We start from the raw sequence: 17,325 nt of genomic DNA on the forward strand, positions 1-17,325 counted from the left end.
GACCGCGGGAGCGCGGTCGCGGCGCTCGCTGCGCGCTTGTGACCTGGGGCGCGATCCTTCAAGGTGGTGCCATGGATATCGAGCAGACCACCGAGAGGAACCTGTCCGCCTTCTCCCGCGCTCCCCGCCGCCGCTCGCTGGGCCTGGCCCTGCCGGCGCTGGGGCTGTCCGCACTGGTCCTGGCCGGCTGCGGAGGCGGCGAGGAGGCGGCCCAGGAGGGCGGCGCCTCCGCCGAGGACTCCGCCTCCCAGGCCGTCGGCGACGACGCCACCACGGCCGAGGCCACGGACGACGCGACCGAGGACTCCACCGACGATGCGACGGACGACGCCTCGGAGGACGCGGCGGACGACGCTTCGGACGATGCCTCCGATGAGCCCTCATCCGAGGCCTCGGAGGGCGCCGGAGGGGGCGTCGCGGCCGGCGCGGGGATCCCCACGGATCCCGCGGACCTGGACGAGATCCTCGGGGCCGCCGAGGGCACGCTCGACGGCTCCACGGCAGTCTCGGTCGAGGACGCCCGCGACGCCGGCTGGGAGGTGACCGTGGTCGAGGGCACCCAGGAGCAGGAGGTGCGCGTCGCCGACGACCTGTCCACCGAGGTGATCGAGACCGAGTCCGATGACGACCAGGACGTCGATCCCGCCTCGGTCGGGACGTCGCTGAGCGAGGCCGTCGAGGCGGCCTCGGCGGATCAGGACGGCACGGTGACGGAGGTCGGTCTGGGCGAGGACGACGGCCGCACCGGGTGGACGGTCGAGTTCGACGACGAGATCGAGGTCGAGGTCGACGCGGACTCGGGCGACGTCGTGGGCACGGACAGCTGATCGCCGCCGGCCGGGACCGGCCCTGGTGAGCCGCGATCGCGGCGATCACGACGACGCACGGCCCGTCGCATCCCCGCCGGGGGAGCGACGGGCCGTGCGTCGTCCGTCCTGAGGGCGCGGTCGTCCCCGGCGCGGCCGGTGCGACAGCGGCGTGTCCTCAGCCCAGCACGCCGAACACCCACGCGGCCAGGGTCATGGTCACGAGCGTGATGAGCACCAGGCCCGCGAGGTTGAGCCACAGGCCGCCCTTGATCATCTGCGGGATCGTCACGTACCCGGACCCGTAGGCGATCGCATTGGGCGGGGTGGCCACGGGGAGCATGAACGCGCACGTGGCCACCAGCGCCACCGGGATCGCCAGCAGCAGGGGATCCAGTCCCATGCCCAGCGCGATGCCGCCGGCCACGGGCAGGAAGGTGGCCGCGGTGGCCGTGTTGGAGGTCAGCTCCGTCAGGAACAGGATGCCGGCCGCGAACAGCGCCACGAGCAGCACGACGGGCAGGCCGCCGAGCCCGGAGGCGACCTCGCCGATCCATTCGGTGAGCCCGGAGGACGAGAACTGCGCGGACAGCGCCAGGCCACCGCCGAACAGCAGCAGCACGCCCCACGGCAGCTTGAGCGCGGAGTCCCAGTCGAGCAGGCGCACGCCGCGCGCCGCTCCGGCGGGCAGCAGGAAGAGCAGCACCCCCACGAGCATGGCGATCCCGGCATCGGTGATCGGGGGCGTCTCGGCGCCGACCCAGTCGGTCACCAGCGGGACGAAGACCCAGGCCAGAGCGGCGAGCACGAAGATCACGAGCACCCGCTTCTCGCCGGGGGAGGCCGCGCCGAGCTTGGCGAGCTCGTCCTCGATCAGCTGCTTCCCGCCGGGGATCTCGTCGATCTCGGGCTTGAAGAGGACCTTGGTCAGCAGGACCCAGCACACGGCCATCATGGCCACGGCCAGCGGGACGCCCACGAGCATCCACTGCCCGAACCCGATCTGGACGTCGTGCTCGGAGGACATGTAGCCCACCAGGAGGGTGTTGGGCGGGGTGCCGATGATCGTGCCGAGCGATCCGATCGATGCCGCGTAGGCGATGCCGAGCATCAGAGCCGTGCCGAAGTCGGACTTCACGGGGGTCTGCGCGGCGTCGTCGTCCTCGGCCTGGGCGCCGTCGTCCTCGATCTCGTCGGAGGCCCGGTTGACGAGCAGCAGGACGGAGATGCCGATCGGCAGCATCATCACGGCCGTCGCGGTGTTCGAGACCCACATGGACAGGAAGCCGGTCGCGATCATGAAGCCGGCGATCATCTGCGGCGGCCTGGTGCCGATCAGCCGCACGGTCAGCAGGGCGATCCGCCGGTGCAGGTTCCAGCGCTGCATGGCCAGCGCCAGCAGGAACCCGCCCATGAACAGGAAGATGACGTTGTTGCCGTAGGAGGCGCCGACGTCGTCCAGGGGGGTCGAGCCCAGCGTGGGGAAGACGATCAGCGGGATCAGGGCCGTGGCCGGGATCGGCAGGGCCTCGGTCATCCACCACACGGCCATGAGCACGGCCGTGCCCGCGGTCAGGCGGGCCTCGTGGGGGACGTCGCCCGGCATCACGAGGTAGACCAGGATCCCCAGGGCCAGGCCGGCGGCCAGCCCGAGCCACTGGATCTGCACCGTCCGGGTGGGCTTGGCTGGCTCGCGCTCCCCGGGGGAGAGCTGGTCGATCTCCTCGTTGCGGTGCGGGTCGGCGTCCTGGCCGATCAGGTGATCGCCGGGCACCTTCCGCCCGACGGGGGTCGAGCCGCCGCGCGGATGATCGGGCAGGACGTCGTCGCGGGGTTCGGGGACGGACCAGGGGTGGATCGGCATGGGGGCTCCGCATCGTGATGTGACCGGTGGCACTTCAGACTATCTGCGGGATGCTCCCAGCACTCCATCAGGCCGGCAACCGGGTGTCGCCGGCCCGATGGAGCCGGCGTGCGTCAGTGCTCGCCGATGGTGGCCAGGCGCTGGGTGGCGGCCAGGCCCAGGATCTCGTCGATGACCTCGCGGGTCACGCCGGAGGAGCAGTCGGTGACCAGGTAGCCGGTCGTGCCCTGCGTGACGAGGGTCTGGCGGTCGACGTTGACCTGGTGCTGCGAGAACACGCTGTTCACCGAGGAGAGGACGCCGGGGACGTTCTCGTGGACGTGGAGCAGGCGGACGCCGGTGATCACGGGGGCCAGGGCGGCCTCGGGAAAGTTGACCGCCAGCTCCGTCGAGCCGTTCTCGATGTAGTCCAGCAGCTTGCCGGCCACGAACTGGCCGATGTTCTCCTGCGCCTCGGCGGTCGAGCCGCCCACGTGCGGGGTCAGGATGACGTTGGGCAGGCCCTGCAGGGGGGATGCGAAGGCCTCGCCCGCGGCCTTGGGCTCCTCGGGGTAGACGTCGATGCCGGCGCCGGCGATGTGCCCGGAGGTCAGGGCGTCGTGCAGGGCGTCGATGTCCACCACGTGCCCGCGCGAGAGGTTCAGGAACAGCGTGCGCGGGCGCATCTTCTCGAACTCGGCCCGCCCGATCAGGTTCCGGTTCGAGCTGCGGCCGTCGACGTGCACGGAGATGCACTCCGCGTTCTCGAAGAGCTCGTCCATGGTCGCGCACTTGCGGGCATTGCCCATGGGCAGCTCGTCGCGCACGTCGTAGAAGTAGACGTGCATGCCGAGGGCCTCGGCCACCACGGAGAGCTGCTTGCCGATGTTGCCGTAGCCGATCAGGCCCAGGGTGCGGCCGCGGACCTCGTGGGCGCCCTTGGCGGACTTGTCCCACAGGCCCTCGTGCATGCCGCGGTTCTTGTCCGTGAGGTGGCGGGCCAGGGCGATGATCTCGGCGATCGCCAGCTCCACGACCGAGCGCGTGTTGGAGTACGGGGCGTTGAAGCACGGGGTGGCGGTCTCGGCGGCGGCCTCCAGATCGATCTGATTGGTGCCGATGCAGAACGCGCCGACGGCCATCAGGTCCGGACGGGCCTCCAGGACGCGGCGCGTGACCTGGGTCTTGGAGCGGATGCCGAGCAGACCGACGCCCTCGAGCGCCTCGATCAGCTCGTCCTCGTCCAGCGCGCCGGGACGGGTCTCGACCTCGATCCCGTGGCGGCGCAGGATGTCTTCGGCTTCGGTGTGGATGTTCTCCAGGAGCAGGGCTTTCACGGCTCCGATCCTAGCGACCGTCCCGGACGCCGCCGCACGGCGGGGTCAGTCCCGCAGGTCGATCCCGAACACCCGGCGCACGGCCGTGACGACGTGGCGCCCGTGGCGGTGGGTCGACGGCGTCGAGGCGAAGGGCAGGAAGCGACCCGGGTGATCCGGATGGGTGATCTTCCCGTGGGTCGGTCCCGAGGTCGCCACCTCGAAGCCGGCGCCGCGCAGGCGCTTGAGCAGCTCCCTGCGGGTCGTCGGATAGCGCGTCCCCTGCTTGCCGGAGGCGCGGGGATCCGCGCCGGGCTCGTCCGGCAGCGGGGCCTCCGGGCGCCGGGCGGTCGCCCAGCCCGAGCGGTAGATGCCCACCACGATGCCCTCGGCCCGCGTGACCTGCACGCACAGCTCGCCGCGCAGGAAGTGATCGGTGCGCCCCAGATCGGCGGTCCAGACGTCGTCGGGGGCGTCGACGACGGCCTGCATCTGCTCGAGCGTCGCATCCCAGGCGCCCACGACGTGCACCCTGTCCTCGGACAGCCGCAGGCGCGAGCCGCGCGCGGTCGGGGCCGGCGCGCCGGTGTCCACGGTGTAGAGCGCGTCCTCGGGGGCCGGGGCGGGCCCGGGCTGCGGGGCCGCGGCGATCCGGGCCGCGACGTCGCGCCAGCGCTGCGCCTCGTGCCGCGCCTGGTCGCGCCGGCGCCGGGCGGCCTCGGCCTCCTGCCGGGCCTGTCGCGCGCGCACCTGCGGCGCCGGGGTCCAGTCGACGGGCTCGACCGACAGCGCGGGGTCCCGCCGGCCGCGCATGACCGACGGCGAGGGCGTGGGCCGGGGCTGGTCGGCCATGGTCGTCTCCTGCGATGGGGAGGGGGCGGATCGGGGACTGCGGGGATCGGGGCGGGCAGGCGGCGGATAGGGTTTCAGCCGTGCGCTGCGACTACCACGACCGAGGACTGTGCGACTCCTGCACCCTGATCGACCAACCCTATGCGCAGCAGCTCGCCGACAAGCAGGCGGCGGTGCGCTCGCAGCTCGACGCCGGCGCCGCCGACGTCTCCGCGCTGCAGTGGCTCGATCCGGTCGCCAGTGCCGAGGCGGGCTTCCGCAACAAGGCGAAGATGGTGGTCGCCGGCTCCGTGGACCGCCCGACGCTGGGCATCCTCGATCCCCGCGGCCGCGGCATCGACCTGCGGGAGTGCCCGCTGTACCCGGCGCCGATCGGGCAGGCCCTGCCCGTCGTCGCGGCGTTCTGCGCCCAGCTGCGCCTGCTGCCCTACGACGTCCCGAAGGGCCGCGGTGAGCTCAAGCACGTCCTCGTGACCGCGTCCCCCGACGGGGAGCTCATGCTGCGCTTCGTGCTGCGCTCGCCCCGGATGCTCGGGCGGATCAGGGAGCATCTGGGCATGCTGCTCGAGGCCCTGCCCGGGCTGCGCGTGGTGACGGCCAATCTCCAGCCCGAGCACCGGGCCGTGCTCGAGGGCCCGGAGGAGCACGTGCTCACCGAGCAGGACAGCCTGCGCATGCCCGTCAACGGGATCCCGCTGCGGCTGCGGCCCCGCTCCTTCTTCCAGACCAACACCGAGGTGGCCGCCGCCCTCTACCGGCAGGCCGTCGAGTGGGCGCGGCGGCTGGAGCCCTCCGAGGTCGTCGACCTGTACTGCGGCGTGGGCGGCTTCGCGCTGCACCTGGCCGCGCCGGAGCGCCGAGTGCACGGCGTGGAGATCTCCGCCGAGGCGGTCGAGGCCGCACGGGAGGCCGCCGCCGAGCTGGACCTGCCGGACTCGGGGCCGGGCTCGGCCTCCTTCTCGGCGGGGGACGCCACCGCGGTGGAGCGTGCGCTCGACGGCGAGGTCCCGCTCGTCGTCGTGAACCCGCCGCGTCGCGGGCTGGGAGCGCAGCTGGCCGGGCGGCTGGAGCGCTCGCGGGTGCAGCATCTCATCTACTCGAGCTGCAGTGCCCGCACCCTGGCGCGCGATCTGGCCGCCATGCCGTCGTGGCGGCCGCTCGAGGCCCGGCTGCTCGACATGTTCCCGCACACGGGGCACGCGGAGACCGCCGTCCTGCTGGAGCGCCGCTGACGGGCCGTCATCCCGCCCCGCCGGCCGCGCGGGGGCGGGCCGGCTCCGGCAGCTCGAGGCGGCCGCCGTCCGCGAAGCGGGACAGCTGCTCGCTGACGGTCAGGGTCCAGTTGCTGCCCAGGCTGCCGAGGTCCCGGAACTCCTCCACGTTCATCGTGTAGATCTCCGGGTTCCGGAACGGCGCCAGGACCCCGCGCAGCAGCTCCTGGACCCCCGGGCGGGCCAGCAGCTCCCAGGATCTGCGGTGGGCGCGCTGCAGGACCCGGATGCCGTCGACGATCTCGACGACGCCCTCCGCGGCGCCGCCCCCGTCGGAGAGGCTCAGCCTCCCGGGGGTCGTCGAGCAGATCGCATCGACCAGCAGCAGCAGGTCCTCGATGATCTGCGTCGCCGACTGCAGCTCCCCCTGGAGGAACGGGTCCGGGCCCTGGAGGCACGCTCTGCGGCTCCCGAGGAGCAGTCGGCTCAGGCCGGAGCGATGCTCGTGCGACTGGGGGCACGGGGGGATCTCGAAGCTGAGCAGGTACGTGCCCGGCCGCTCCGGCTCGAGGCCGCAGCGCACGTGGGCGGCCGGCTGCTCCGGACCCTCGTTCGAGAGCTCGGCGAACAGGGCGTCGGCCAGCGCTTCGCAGGCCTCGAACGCCGTGCGCGTGAGGCCGTCGAAGACCACGCGCGGCTCGAGGTGGACGGTCCGGTACTCGACGATGACGGAGTTGCGGGCACTGGGGGGCTCCGGGGGTGCGGAGAGCATGGTGGGCGTCATGGGCATCCTGACGGTCGGGACGGCGTCCCGGGCAGGGGAGGCCGTCGAGGGGCAGCAGGGACGACGCCGTGGGGGGATGCGGCGACGTGGTCTGCGCGATGGCCGGGTGCGCACGATCCGCCGGAGGATCAGCGCGGGGCTCGAGGGCCGCAGGGGCCCTCGAGCCCCATGTCACAGGGCCATTCGGGCAGATGCCTCCCATCATGGCCGAGCGGGTCGTCGACCGCTGGGGCCCGGTGTCCCCAGATCGGGGGACGTCCCCGGGGCGGAGGGGCCGGACAGAGAGCCGCCCCGTGGCGCAGCGGGACTGCGGCACGGGGCGGGGCCGGGCGGGTGCGTCGGCTCAGTACCCGGCCTCGGGGTCGACGACCCCCTCCAAGTCCGCTCCGTCGGCGAAGGCCTGCAGGTTGCGCTCGATCCGCGCGAAGATCAGCGGCCGGACCATGTCCATGGTGTCGGCGGTGTGCGGGGTGATCAGGCAGCGCGGCTCGGTCCACAGCGGGTGGCCGTCGGGCAGCGGCTCGGGGTCGGTGACGTCGATCCCGGCGCCGGCGATCCCCTCCTGCGCCAGGGCCTGCACGAGAGCCTCGGTGTCGATCAGCCCGCCGCGCGCGATGTTGACCAGGATCGCGTCGGTGCGCATGGACTCCAGCTCCGCGCGCCCGATCAGGTGGCGCGTGTCGTCCGTCATCGCGGCGGCCAGGATCACGACGTCCTGGAAGGGCAGCACGTCGGGGAGGTCCTGGACGCTGATCGTGCGGTCGGCCTGCCCGACCGGCTCGGGGCGCCGGCGCACGGCCGTGACCTCGACGTCGAAGACGTGCAGCAGGTCCATGATCCGCCGGCCGATCCCGCCGGCGCCGATGACCGCGGCCTTCATCCCGTGCAGCGACCGGCCCGACTGCTCCTCCCACGTCGTCGCGGTCACGCGGCGCGGGAGATCCCGCAGCAGCGCCAGCGTCAGGGCCAGGGCGTGCTCGCCCACCGGCTCGGCGTAGGCGCCCTTGGCCGAGGTCCAGGCGATCTCCGGGCGGCGACCGAGGGAGTCGGCGAAGCGCTCGATGCCCGCCGACGGCAGCTGCACCCAGCGGATCGCGTCGTGCGCCACGGCCTGCAGCAGGTCCTCCGGCTCGGAGCCGAACGGCACGACGACGGCATCGGCCTCGGCGGCGTCGTCGACGAGCTGCCCGCCGCCGGCGGCCACGGCCTTGCGGAAGCCGTCGTCGTCGGTGGGCAGCAGATGGATGCGGGGCTGGGTCATGGCGGTCTCCTGGCGGGGTCGTCGTCGGTCTCCGGGGCCATCCTCCGCCCCTGCCCTGGACGGGGCCTGTCCGGAGCCCCTGGTCACGGGCATGTGAAGTTCTCTTACCCGGGGCAGAAGGGGCTGGGTCGGCATGACGGAGGGCCCCGCCCGTCCGGGCGCCGTCGACGCGCCGCGTCATGGTTCTATCGATGTATGTTCATGCGGCTACTGTGCTGGCACCGGGCGACTCCGACCCGGCCGCTCACCCGTGCGCGCTGCGCTCGGGCCCGTTCCCAGAGGTCCCCATGAAGATCCGCCGCACCCTCAGCCTCGCCCTCTCCGCAGGGCTGCTGGCCGTCGCCCCGCTGGCCGTCGCACCTGCCGCTCAGGCAGCAGTCGTGAAGCCCCTGGACGTCGTGTCCATCAAGTACGACCCGGCCGGCCGGGACGACCGCACGAATGCGCACATCAACGGCGAGTACGTGGTCCTCAAGAACACCGGCACCAAGGCCCTCGACGTCACCGGCTACTCCATCAAGGACGCGGCGAACCACACGTTCGTCTTCCCCCGCGGCACGCGCATCGCGGCGGGCAAGCAGGTCATGGTGCGCACCGGCAAGGGCGCGAACACGGCCTCGACCCTGTACTGGAAGCAGGGGAACTACGTCTGGAACAACACCGGCGACACCCTGCGGCTCTACAGCGGCAAGGGGGCGCTGCTGGAGAAGTGCACCTACCGCGGCGGCGGGGTCAGCGCCGCCTGCTGAAACGGGGCCTGGCGACCGTCGATCGTCGACGACTGGGACCCGTTCTGCGCGCGAGGGGGCGCTGCTGCAGGGCATCACGCGGTGATGGCCTGCAGCAGCGCCCCCTCGTCATGCCATCGACTCAGCCGGCGGCGACGAGGGCCCGGTACTCGTCGATGAGCGCGACGATCTCGGGGTCCTCCGCCACGTCGGAGAGATCCTCGTAGAGGAAGCCGGTGTGCTCCATGAGCACGTAGCGGCCGCCCCGCACCTCGAAGACCAGATCCAGACGGCCGAGGTAGTGCTCCTGCTCCCCGCCGGCCTGCGTGATCGGCACCAGGTGCCCCTCGGGGTTCAGCTCCGTCTCCGGAGTGCGGATGATCTTGTGGGTGTCGGCGCCGATGACGGCGTCCACGCCCGCGACCCGGGCGATCCGGTGGTCGTCGTCGTTGCCCGCGTGGCTGAGGACCACGGTGATGTCGGAGAACTTCTCGGACTCGGCGACCAGGCCGCCCTCGAGCGCCTCGACCGGGTCGATGAAGTCCAGATCGGCCACATCCGGCCATCCGCGCAGCTCGGGCTTCATGGACGTGACGCCGACGACCCCCACCTTGGTCCCGCGGTAGTTCCGGGTCGTCCGGGCCTGAGCGAACGGCAGCAGCTTCCCCGTCCCGGTATCGATCACGTTGCCCAGCAGGATCGGGAAGTTCAGGGTCCGCTGGTAGTCCTTCATCTGCTCGTAGGAGGACTCGCGGGTGCCGGAGCCGGCCGGCGGCACCCGGAAGTCGTTGTTCCCGATGACGGCCGCGTCGTAGCCGATGGCCTTGAGGATCTGGGTCTCCAGGGCGCCCTGCAGCGACTGGAACTCGCCGCGCAGGAAGAGGTCGCCGCCGTCGAGCACCAGGACGTTGTCCTCCTCGGCGCGGACCCGGTCGATGAGCGTCGCGTACTTCGCCACGTTGTTCTCGTGCGGCTGCCCGTCCTGCCCGGCGACGACCTCGCGCAGGTGCCCGTGGAAGTCATTGGTCTGGAGGATGGTCAGCGGAAAGCGCCGTCCCTCCGCATGCTTGGCGCCGTTCGGTGCCGCGGCGGCCTGGGTCGCGGGCGTCAGCACGCCGACGGCCGCTGCGGAGAGGAGGAGGCGACGACGGGACAGGGCGGGCATGGCGAACTCCGATCGCGTGAGGGGCAGGGGAGTCTGGGCCTGCTCATCCCACTCGGGCCGGATGACGGGCTCCTGCCGCTGACCTGCTCTGCGGTGAACGCGTCATGAACGTCGCGTTCCAGGTCAGAGCGGGTGTCTCCTCGTGCAGGTCGATCGAGAGCCGGCACCGGCGATCGTCCGGACCGGAACCGCGGATGACCTCGCGTCAGCGGGGCTCGGGCCTCGGCGCCCAGCGAGCGATCTGCGCGGCCAGATGACCTGCCCCGTAGCCGTTGTCGATGTTGACCACGCCGATGCCAGGGGCGCAGGCGGAGAGCATGGTCAGCGCGGCCGTCGTGCCGCCGGCGGCCACGCCGTAGCCCACCGAGGTGGGCAGCGCGACCACGGGGGCGGCGATCTGACCCGCGATCACGGTGGGCAGCGCCCCGTCCATCCCGGCGGCGGCCACGACGCAGGCGGCGTCGCGCAGCTCGGGCAGCGCATCGAGCAGCCGGTGCAGTCCCGCGATGCCGATGTCCGCGATCAGCCGCACGGGCCGACCCAGATGCCGGGCGGTCTCGAGGGCCTCGAGGGCGACGGGCAGGTCGCTCGTGCCGGCGCAGGCCACGATCACCAGCCCTCCGGAGGGCTGCGGCGGCTCGGGCGGCCAGGCGAGCAGGCGCGCCTGCTCGTGGTGGGCGGCCTCGGGCAGCGCCGCCAGCACGGCCTCGGCCCGGGGCGCATCGGCGCGGGTGAACAGGACCGGGCCGAGCTCGCGATCGCCCGCCCGGGCCAGGCGCGCGTACTCGGCGGCGATCGCGGCGACCTGCTCGACGGACTTGGCATCGGACAGCACGGCCTCCGGAGCACCGCGACGACGGGCGCGGTCGAGGTCGAGCTGCACGAGCCCCTCGATCCGCCCGGTCGGCTCGGACCCGCGGGGCTCAGGCACTCAGGCTCCCGCGGGCATTGAGGATCTGCAGGGTGAAGGCCCCGGACTGCAGCCCGCCCAGATCGATGCTGACGTGGGCGAATCCTGCCTCGCGCCCGGCGCGGACCAGGGCCGCGCGCACGTCCGGCTCCAGGGCGCGGGGGAGCTCGTCGACGGGCAGCTCGAGCCGCGCCACGGTGCCGTGGTGCCGGGCGCGGGAGTCGCTGAAGCCCTGATCCGCGGCGGCGGCCTCGAGCGCCTCGACCTGGGCGAGCTTCTGCGGCGTCACGGACTCGCCGTGGGGGATGCGCGAGGCCAGGCAGGGGGCGGCGGGCTTGTCCGCCACGCTGAGCCCGAGCTGTCGGGCCGCTTCGCGCACCCGCGCCTTGTCCATGCCGGCCTCGGCAAGGGGCCGCAGCACCGCGTGCTCGGCGGCGGCCCGTGCGCCGGGGCGGTCGCGGCGGAGGGCGTCGTCGGCGTTCTCGCCGTAGGCCACGGCGTCCAGGCCCTGGTCGGCGGCCACGTCGTCGTCGATGCGGGTGAACAGCTCGTCCTTGCAGTGGAAGCAGCGATCCACGTCATTGGCGATGTAGTCCGGATCCTCGCCCTCGTGCGTGGGGATCTCGACCACCTCGGCGCCGATCCGGGCGGCCTCCTGGTGGGCCGTCGCGCGCTCGCGGGCGGCCAGGGACGGCGAGACCCCCAGCAGGGCGACCACCCGCGCGGAGCCCAGGGCACGCACGGCCAGGGCCAGCAGCGTCGCGGAGTCCACGCCGCCGGAGTAGGCGACCCCCAGGCGGCCCTCGGCGGGCAGCTCGGTCCGGAGGAGGCCGGCCACGGACTCGGCGTCGGCCAGGACCTGGCCCGTCAGGGCGGGCTGCGCGGACGGGCGGGTCACCGGGACTGCCGCCCGCTGCTCAGGCGGTGCAGGACCTCGCCGGCGTGATCGACCACCAGGGTGCCGGGATCGGCCCGCAGGGCATCGAGATCCAGAGAGTCCGGGTCCACGTACTCGACGTTGTACTCGGCGCACTCCTCGGGGGAGATCTGCGTGGCGAACGCGCGGCGCACGCGGTTGCGCTCCTCGCCGGTCTCGGGATCGTAGGTGCCCAGGCCGGTGACGTGCGTCGAGTGCGCCAGCTCGCCCCACGGGTGGGATCCGAACCGGTCCCACTGCTTCGTGAAGTACTCGATGTTGTGGTAGCCGATGTCGCGCAGCCCCGGGTGCATCGCGGCCACCTCCGTGATGTGCGGGGCGTAGATGATGACCTGGCCGCCGTCGGCGCACACGGGCTCGAGCTTGTAGAAGCCCTTGGCTCCCGTCCAGATGTCCTCGTACATCTCGGGCATGATCGCCACGATCCGCTGGTACGGCTCGTCGACGTAGCGGATATGGGTCTGCGCGGAGACCTCGGCGCACGCGGCCCACGCCGCCTGGGGGTCGCCGAAGCTCATGGCGTGCAGGTCCGTGGAGCCCTGGGACACCATGGCCAGGCACAGCTTCTCCGACGGGACGCGCTCCGCGGCGGCGTCGATCAGCTGGCGCACCGGGGTGATGCCCAGCGCACCGATGATGCGGCTGGCCGTGATGAGCGCGCCCACCCAGTGGGAGATGTCGATGACGTCGTGCACCGAGCAGCCGGGGAAGAAGTACTTGTTGCCGCCGGAGAAGCCCACGACCTCGTGCGGGAAGACCGGGCCGATGACGAGGTTCACGTCCGACTCGACGCACAGCCTGTTGATCTGCACGCGCATGGGCGTCTCGGTGAGCAGGCCGCCGGAGAGCTCGGTGATGGTCTCGGCGTCGATCTCGCCCAGGTCCGCGATCTGGGACTCGTCCTCCCACGCGTGGTTGACCACCTCGAAGGCCGGGTAGGTCTCGTGCAGGCGCCCGGGTTCGTAGCCCAGCAGCCGCCCCAGCGCCTCCTCGGACATCGCGGCGTGGGTGCCCAGCGCGATCAGCACCGTGATGCTGCGGGCGCGCCCGGCCAGGGCCTCGTGCACCGCGGGCATCACGCGGGTCAGCGGCACGGAGCGGGTGCCGTCGGGCACGATCACGCACACGGAGCGGCCGTCGACGTCCGCGCCGGCCAGCTGCTCGGCGACGAAGGCCTCGATCTGCTCCTGCGTCAGCACCGTGTCCGGGCCGCCCACGCGCGCGGCCTGCTCGACCAGCCCCTCCGGGATCGGCAGGATCGGCGCGGCGTCGGGCTCCGGCGCCGGACCCTCCGGGGCCGCGGGGGTGTCCCGGACGGCGGCGTCGGGAACCGTGGGCTCGGCGGAGGACGACGACGATGTCTGGCTCATGCATTCACCCTGCCGCCGTCCCCGTGAGCGTGCAAGTGCGATGGCGCACGGAGGGCAAGGCAGGGCAACCGCGGCGGCATTTGGGAGGATCGGCCCATGACCGCCGCCGCTGATCGCACCGACCGCCTCGCCTGGATCGACGCCACCGCCGGGATCGCCGGCGACATGCTGCTGGGCGCCCTGGTGGAGGCCGGGGCCTCGCTGCAGGGCGTCCAGGAGGTCGTGGACGCCCTGCTGCCGGGGTCCGTGCGGCTCGCCGCCCGCCCGGTGGATCGCTGCGGACAGCGCTGCACCAAGGCGGATGTGGAGCTGCTGGTGGACGACCCGCCCCACCGCACCTGGGCGTCGATCCGCTCGATGCTGCGCGGCGCCCGGGACGGCGGCGCGATCCCGGCGCGCACCGCCGACCTCGCGCTCGCGGCCTTCGACCGCCTGGCCGAGGCGGAGGGCGCGACGCACGGCGTGGACCCCGACGACGTCCACTTCCACGAGGTCGGGGCCCTCGATTCCGTGGCCGACGTCGTGGGCGTGTGCGAGGCCTGGCGCCAGCTCGGCATCGGCTCCGCGGTGGGCTCGGTGCTGGCGGTGGGCTCCGGGCGGATCCGCGCCGCCCACGGCGACATCCCGGTCCCGGTGCCGGCGGTGGCCCGCCTGACGCTGGGCTGGCCCGCCGTCGCCGGCGAGCTGCTGCCCGCCCGTGGGCACGGGCATCAGCACGAGCACCCCCGCGGGCACGACCGCGCCCCGCACCGTCATCATGACGAGCACGAGCACGAGTCCGGCGGCCCCCATCCGGCCGGGACGTCGACGCCCGGGGCGGCCGTCGGGATCGGCGAGCTGGCCACTCCCACGGGCGTCGCGCTGCTGCGGACCCTGGCGGACTCCCACGGCCCGCAGCCGCCGATGATCGCGGAGGCCCTGGGCGTGGGCGCCGGCGGCCGGGACACCCCGGGCCGGCCCAATGCGGTGCGGGTCGTGATCGGCCGCCCGCTCGAGGCCGTCCATGACGCACCGCCGGTTCGGGCGGGGCAGACGGTGCCGAGCGGCGCCGCGCAGGCCGATCCGTCGGATGCGCACGCCACCCCTCGGCGGGCGGTGCAGCTCGAGGCCAATGTGGACGACCTCGATCCGAGGCTGTGGCCCGGGACGATCGACGCCCTGCTGGGGACCGGCGCGCTGGACGCGTGGCTGACGCCGATCGTGATGAAGAAGGGCCGGCCTGCCTGCACGCTGCATGCCCTGGTGCCCCTCGAGCAGGTCGAGGCTCAGGCCGAGCGCATCCTGGAGCTCACCGGGTCGCTGGGAGTGCGGCACGCCCCGGTCGAGCGGGTCGTGCGCACGCGCTCCTTCGCGGAGATCGACGTCGACGGGCAGTCGATCGCGGTCAAGATCGCCCGCGACGACTCGGGGGCGGTCCGCCGCGCGGAGCCGGAGTTCCGGGACGTGGCGCGTGCCGCTGCCGCCCTGGGGCGCTCCGAGCGCGCGGTGCTCGACCACGCCAAGGCGGCGGCGCGGACGCTGCTGGGCTGAGCCCTCGCAGCGTCGGTGAGGAGGCGGCCCGGTCGACGGCGGGCCCTACCGGCTCAGGCGCTGCAGCCGGTTCAGGCGGCGCAGGCCCGCTGCATCCTCGGGCGAGGGCTGCGAGACCGCGATCCGCTCGAGCCGCCGACGGGCCGCGTCCTCGTCGAGCGCCAGGCCGATCGTGACCAGTTCGCCCGTGGCCGGCGGCTGCGGCAGGCGGGCGACGTGGATCATGGGCCCCACCACATTGACCAGGAAGCCGCGGCGGCCGCGCGAGCCGTGGACGCGCACGCGCCCCTTGAGCCGATAGGCCCCGGCCGGAGGGTTCTCGAGCAGATCGGCCAGCAGACCGGGTGCGACCGGGGCCTCCAGCGGCACGGAGACGGAACGGGCGTGCTGGTGGTCGTGGTGCTCTGCGTGCTGCTCGCGCAGCAGGCGGGCCAGGGGCAGCTGGTCGGCGGGATCGTCGTCGGCCGCGGTGTCGAAGACCAGGGAGGGATCGATGCCGCCGCGCACGGCCTGCACGATCGGCACGTCGGGATTGCGGCGGCGCACGCGCTCGGCGATCCGCTCGAGCACGGCGTCGCGCTCCTGACCGCCCAGCAGATCCGCCTTGCCGATCACCGCCAGTGTGGCCGCCGCATAGCGGTTCGGCGGCATCTCACCGGTGTCGACGGTGCGGAAATGGGTCACCGCGTCGATCACCTCGATCACCCCGCCGTGGCGCACGTTCGCGACCTCCGAGCTGCCGATGATGCGCGACAGCGCCAGGGGATCCGCCGCCCCCGACGCCTCCACGAGGATCGCGTCCAGGCGCAGCCGGGGCCGGGCCAGACGCCGCAGCGCCTCGTCCAGCCCGCCCGCATCCGGCAGGCAGCACAGGCAGCCGCCGGAGATCGACGCCGCCTCGTCGACCTGACCGGAGACCAGGGCCGCGTCCACGTTGAGCTCGCCGAAGTCGTTGACCACCACGCCCAGCCGGGCCCCGGGGGCGCGCAGCAGGTGGTTGAGCAGGCTCGTCTTCCCGGCGCCCAGGTGGCCGGTCAGGGCGATCACGGGGACGCGGGTGGACATGGGGCTCCTCGGAGGGCTCGGATGATCAGGCGGTTCCACTGGGGGCGTCCACCGTACGCGGGGCGCCTGCTCCGCAGCCGCGGGGCCCCGGAGGGGGCTCGGCGCCGCACGAGCATGACCGGCACGCGAAAAGGGAGGCGAGGAGGCTGGCGACGAGGAGAGCGACGTGCCGGATGACATTCATGAGGATCCGCCTTTCCGCAGCGAGTCCACTGACTGGACGGTGCCGATGGGGATGGTCTCGGTCTGAACCGGGGTCTCGGGTGCCCGACGGGACGCCTGAGGCCCAGGCCGGAGGGCGGCCGCACCTGCGGCTGCGGGCCTGCGCTCGGCGGTCAGGCGGATCAGCGCAGGTGGCCGATGCCCGCCCGGATGTCGTCGGCGACCATGGACGGGCGCTCCCACGCCGCGAAATGCCCGCCGCGCTCGGCCTCCGTCCACTGGACGATCCGATCGGTCTTCTCCGCGAGCCGGCGCACCGGCCGCATGATGTCCTGAGGCATCGCGAGGATGGCCGTGGGCACGGAGGACGCCGGCAGGGGCTCGCCCCAGGCGGGCAGGCCGTACTTGTAGTACCGCGCGGACGACCCCAGCGTGCCGAAGAACCAGTAGATGCCGACGACGGTCAGCATCTCGTCGCGATCCAGGGCCTCCTCGGGGCCGCCCTCCACGCCGGACCAGTCCCGGAACCGTTCGACGAGCCAGGACATCAGTCCGATCGGGGAGTCGGTGAGCCCGTAGGCCAGCGACTGGGGCCTGGTGCCCTGCAGCATCGCGTAAGCGCCGAGGTCGTAGGCGTACCGGCGCCCGGCCTCGACCGCGCGAGCCTCCTCGGGGACGGACATGTCCGCCGTCTCGGCGGTCAGCTCCTCGCCGCCGATCATGCCGGTGGTGTGGATCCCCGCCACCGCCTCCGGGTGCCGGATGCCGATCTCCCGGACGACGCCGGCCCCGATGTCGTAGCCGTGGGCGAGGAACCGGTCGTAGCCCAGGCGCTGCATCAGCACCGCGACGGCGTCGGCGACGCGCGCCACGGTCCACCCGGAGACCGGGCCGGAGATCCCGAAGCCGGGGACCGTGGGGATGACCAGGTCGAAGGCCTGCTCACCCGCCTGCGGCTCCGTCAGAGCCGGGATCATGCCGAAGAAGTCGGTGGGGGCGCTCGGCCAGCCGTGGACGAGGACGAGCGGCACGGCGCCGCTCCGAGGGGAGCGGACGTGGAAGAAGTGGACGTCGTGGCCGTCGATGGGGGCGGTGAACTGCGGGACGGCATTGAGGCGGGCCTCCTGGGCGCGCCAGTCGAACCGGGTTCTCCAGTGGTCGGCGAGCTCCCGGGCATAGTCCAGAGGGAGCCCGTCGGACCACCCGGCATCGGGATTCTCATCGGGCCAGCGGGCGGCATCGAGGCGGCGATGGAGATCCGAGATCGCGTCGTCGCTGATGGCCAGGGTGTACGGGGCGATCTGCTCGGTGTCCATGGCGATCAGTCTAGGTGTAAGAGGGCATGACGTTATTGGCAGGGGCCGGGACGCGTGAGGCCGGGGGAT

General features: G+C 73.1%; 15 protein-coding genes. 4 read left to right on the top strand and 11 right to left on the bottom strand.

Annotated elements, in window-relative coordinates:
• Window positions 1-71: 71 nt before the first annotated feature.
• The gene (locus tag FSY66_RS11365; RefSeq protein WP_144795039.1) at window positions 72-827 is read left to right on the top strand and encodes a PepSY domain-containing protein; all 756 of its coding nucleotides are present in this window, start codon (window positions 72-74) and stop codon (window positions 825-827) included.
• A 157-nt stretch (window positions 828-984) separates the two neighbouring features.
• Here the strand turns inward: FSY66_RS11365 and FSY66_RS11370 are convergent, their stop codons facing one another.
• The 3 genes from FSY66_RS11370 to FSY66_RS11380 all read right to left on the bottom strand — a co-directional run bounded on the left by FSY66_RS11370 (window position 985) and on the right by FSY66_RS11380 (window position 4,817).
• Entirely contained in the window at window positions 985-2,670 is a 1,686-nt protein-coding gene (locus FSY66_RS11370) for an SLC13 family permease (protein WP_144795041.1), read from the bottom strand.
• A 113-nt stretch (window positions 2,671-2,783) separates the two neighbouring features.
• Entirely contained in the window at window positions 2,784-3,986 is a 1,203-nt protein-coding gene (gene serA / locus FSY66_RS11375) for a phosphoglycerate dehydrogenase (RefSeq protein ID WP_144795043.1), read from the bottom strand.
• Between the two features lie 45 nt (window positions 3,987-4,031).
• Window positions 4,032-4,817, bottom strand: a complete 786-nt coding sequence (locus FSY66_RS11380; protein WP_144795045.1) for a hypothetical protein — start codon at window positions 4,815-4,817, stop codon at window positions 4,032-4,034.
• A gap of 80 nt (window positions 4,818-4,897) precedes the next feature.
• Here FSY66_RS11380 and rlmC point away from each other — a divergent pair, with 80 nt between their 5' ends.
• Window positions 4,898-6,049 (top strand): 23S rRNA (uracil(747)-C(5))-methyltransferase RlmC, encoded by a 1,152-nt coding sequence (gene rlmC, locus FSY66_RS11385; protein WP_144795047.1) that lies wholly within the window; start codon window positions 4,898-4,900, stop codon window positions 6,047-6,049.
• Between the two features lie 7 nt (window positions 6,050-6,056).
• Here rlmC and FSY66_RS11390 read toward each other — a convergent pair whose 3' ends face one another.
• Window positions 6,057-6,812 (bottom strand): hypothetical protein, encoded by a 756-nt coding sequence (locus tag FSY66_RS11390; protein WP_144795049.1) that lies wholly within the window; start codon window positions 6,810-6,812, stop codon window positions 6,057-6,059.
• 343 nt (window positions 6,813-7,155) lie between these two features.
• Window positions 7,156-8,073, bottom strand: coding sequence for a D-isomer specific 2-hydroxyacid dehydrogenase family protein (locus FSY66_RS11395; protein ID WP_186304552.1), 918 nt, complete (start codon window positions 8,071-8,073; stop codon window positions 7,156-7,158).
• Window positions 8,074-8,360: 287 nt separating this feature from the next.
• Between FSY66_RS11395 and FSY66_RS11400 the strand changes: the two genes are divergently transcribed.
• A complete protein-coding gene (locus tag FSY66_RS11400; RefSeq protein ID WP_186304553.1) occupies window positions 8,361-8,822 on the top strand; it encodes a lamin tail domain-containing protein in 462 nt (153 codons plus the stop codon).
• 121 nt (window positions 8,823-8,943) lie between these two features.
• On the opposite strand, the gene FSY66_RS11405 is transcribed toward FSY66_RS11400, so the two are convergent.
• From FSY66_RS11405 to FSY66_RS11420, 4 genes are all read right to left on the bottom strand, one after another.
• Window positions 8,944-9,966, bottom strand: coding sequence for a bifunctional metallophosphatase/5'-nucleotidase (locus FSY66_RS11405; RefSeq protein ID WP_144795053.1), 1,023 nt, complete (start codon window positions 9,964-9,966; stop codon window positions 8,944-8,946).
• Window positions 9,967-10,171: 205 nt separating this feature from the next.
• Window positions 10,172-10,897: a nickel pincer cofactor biosynthesis protein LarB gene (gene larB / locus FSY66_RS11410; protein WP_144795055.1), complete on the bottom strand. Its 726-nt coding sequence runs from the start codon at window positions 10,895-10,897 to the stop codon at window positions 10,172-10,174.
• Complete coding sequence (larE, locus tag FSY66_RS11415) at window positions 10,890-11,774, bottom strand: ATP-dependent sacrificial sulfur transferase LarE (RefSeq protein ID WP_222115536.1); 885 nt, start codon at window positions 11,772-11,774, stop codon at window positions 10,890-10,892. Before larE ends, larB begins: the two co-directional genes overlap by 8 nt.
• On the bottom strand, window positions 11,771-13,183 hold the full coding sequence (locus tag FSY66_RS11420) for a lactate racemase domain-containing protein (protein ID WP_144795057.1): 1,413 nt from the start codon (window positions 13,181-13,183) through the stop codon (window positions 11,771-11,773). Before FSY66_RS11420 ends, larE begins: the two co-directional genes overlap by 4 nt.
• A gap of 96 nt (window positions 13,184-13,279) precedes the next feature.
• Between FSY66_RS11420 and larC the strand changes: the two genes are divergently transcribed.
• Complete coding sequence (gene larC / locus FSY66_RS11425; RefSeq protein WP_144795059.1) at window positions 13,280-14,713, top strand: nickel pincer cofactor biosynthesis protein LarC; 1,434 nt, start codon at window positions 13,280-13,282, stop codon at window positions 14,711-14,713.
• A gap of 45 nt (window positions 14,714-14,758) precedes the next feature.
• On the opposite strand, the gene FSY66_RS11430 is transcribed toward larC, so the two are convergent.
• Together FSY66_RS11430 and FSY66_RS11435 are read right to left on the bottom strand one after the other, a co-directional pair.
• On the bottom strand, window positions 14,759-15,778 hold the full coding sequence (locus FSY66_RS11430; protein WP_144795061.1) for a CobW family GTP-binding protein: 1,020 nt from the start codon (window positions 15,776-15,778) through the stop codon (window positions 14,759-14,761).
• A 344-nt stretch (window positions 15,779-16,122) separates the two neighbouring features.
• On the bottom strand, window positions 16,123-17,256 hold the full coding sequence (locus FSY66_RS11435; RefSeq protein WP_144795063.1) for an epoxide hydrolase family protein: 1,134 nt from the start codon (window positions 17,254-17,256) through the stop codon (window positions 16,123-16,125).
• Between the last annotated feature and the right edge of the window lie 69 nt (window positions 17,257-17,325).

The organism is Kocuria palustris, from assembly GCF_007666205.1.
Taxonomy (GTDB): domain Bacteria; phylum Actinomycetota; class Actinomycetes; order Actinomycetales; family Micrococcaceae; genus Kocuria; species Kocuria palustris_A.

What these genes read in the sequence shown, in the direction of transcription:
- FSY66_RS11365 (WP_144795039.1), top strand. Translation starts at nt 72, where the DNA reads ATGGATATCGAGCAGACCACCGAGAGGAACCTGTCCGCCTTCTCCCGC.
- FSY66_RS11400 (WP_186304553.1), top strand. Translation starts at nt 8,361, where the DNA reads ATGAAGATCCGCCGCACCCTCAGCCTCGCCCTCTCCGCAGGGCTGCTG.
- FSY66_RS11380 (WP_144795045.1), bottom strand. Translation starts at nt 4,817, where the DNA reads ATGGCCGACCAGCCCCGGCCCACGCCCTCGCCGTCGGTCATGCGCGGC.
- FSY66_RS11435 (WP_144795063.1), bottom strand. Translation starts at nt 17,256, where the DNA reads ATGGACACCGAGCAGATCGCCCCGTACACCCTGGCCATCAGCGACGAC.
- larC (WP_144795059.1), top strand. Translation starts at nt 13,280, where the DNA reads ATGACCGCCGCCGCTGATCGCACCGACCGCCTCGCCTGGATCGACGCC.
- FSY66_RS11395 (WP_186304552.1), bottom strand. Translation starts at nt 8,073, where the DNA reads ATGACCCAGCCCCGCATCCATCTGCTGCCCACCGACGACGACGGCTTC.
- FSY66_RS11420 (WP_144795057.1), bottom strand. Translation starts at nt 13,183, where the DNA reads ATGAGCCAGACATCGTCGTCGTCCTCCGCCGAGCCCACGGTTCCCGAC.
- FSY66_RS11430 (WP_144795061.1), bottom strand. Translation starts at nt 15,778, where the DNA reads ATGTCCACCCGCGTCCCCGTGATCGCCCTGACCGGCCACCTGGGCGCC.
- FSY66_RS11405 (WP_144795053.1), bottom strand. Translation starts at nt 9,966, where the DNA reads ATGCCCGCCCTGTCCCGTCGTCGCCTCCTCCTCTCCGCAGCGGCCGTC.
- FSY66_RS11390 (WP_144795049.1), bottom strand. Translation starts at nt 6,812, where the DNA reads ATGACGCCCACCATGCTCTCCGCACCCCCGGAGCCCCCCAGTGCCCGC.
- FSY66_RS11370 (WP_144795041.1), bottom strand. Translation starts at nt 2,670, where the DNA reads ATGCCGATCCACCCCTGGTCCGTCCCCGAACCCCGCGACGACGTCCTG.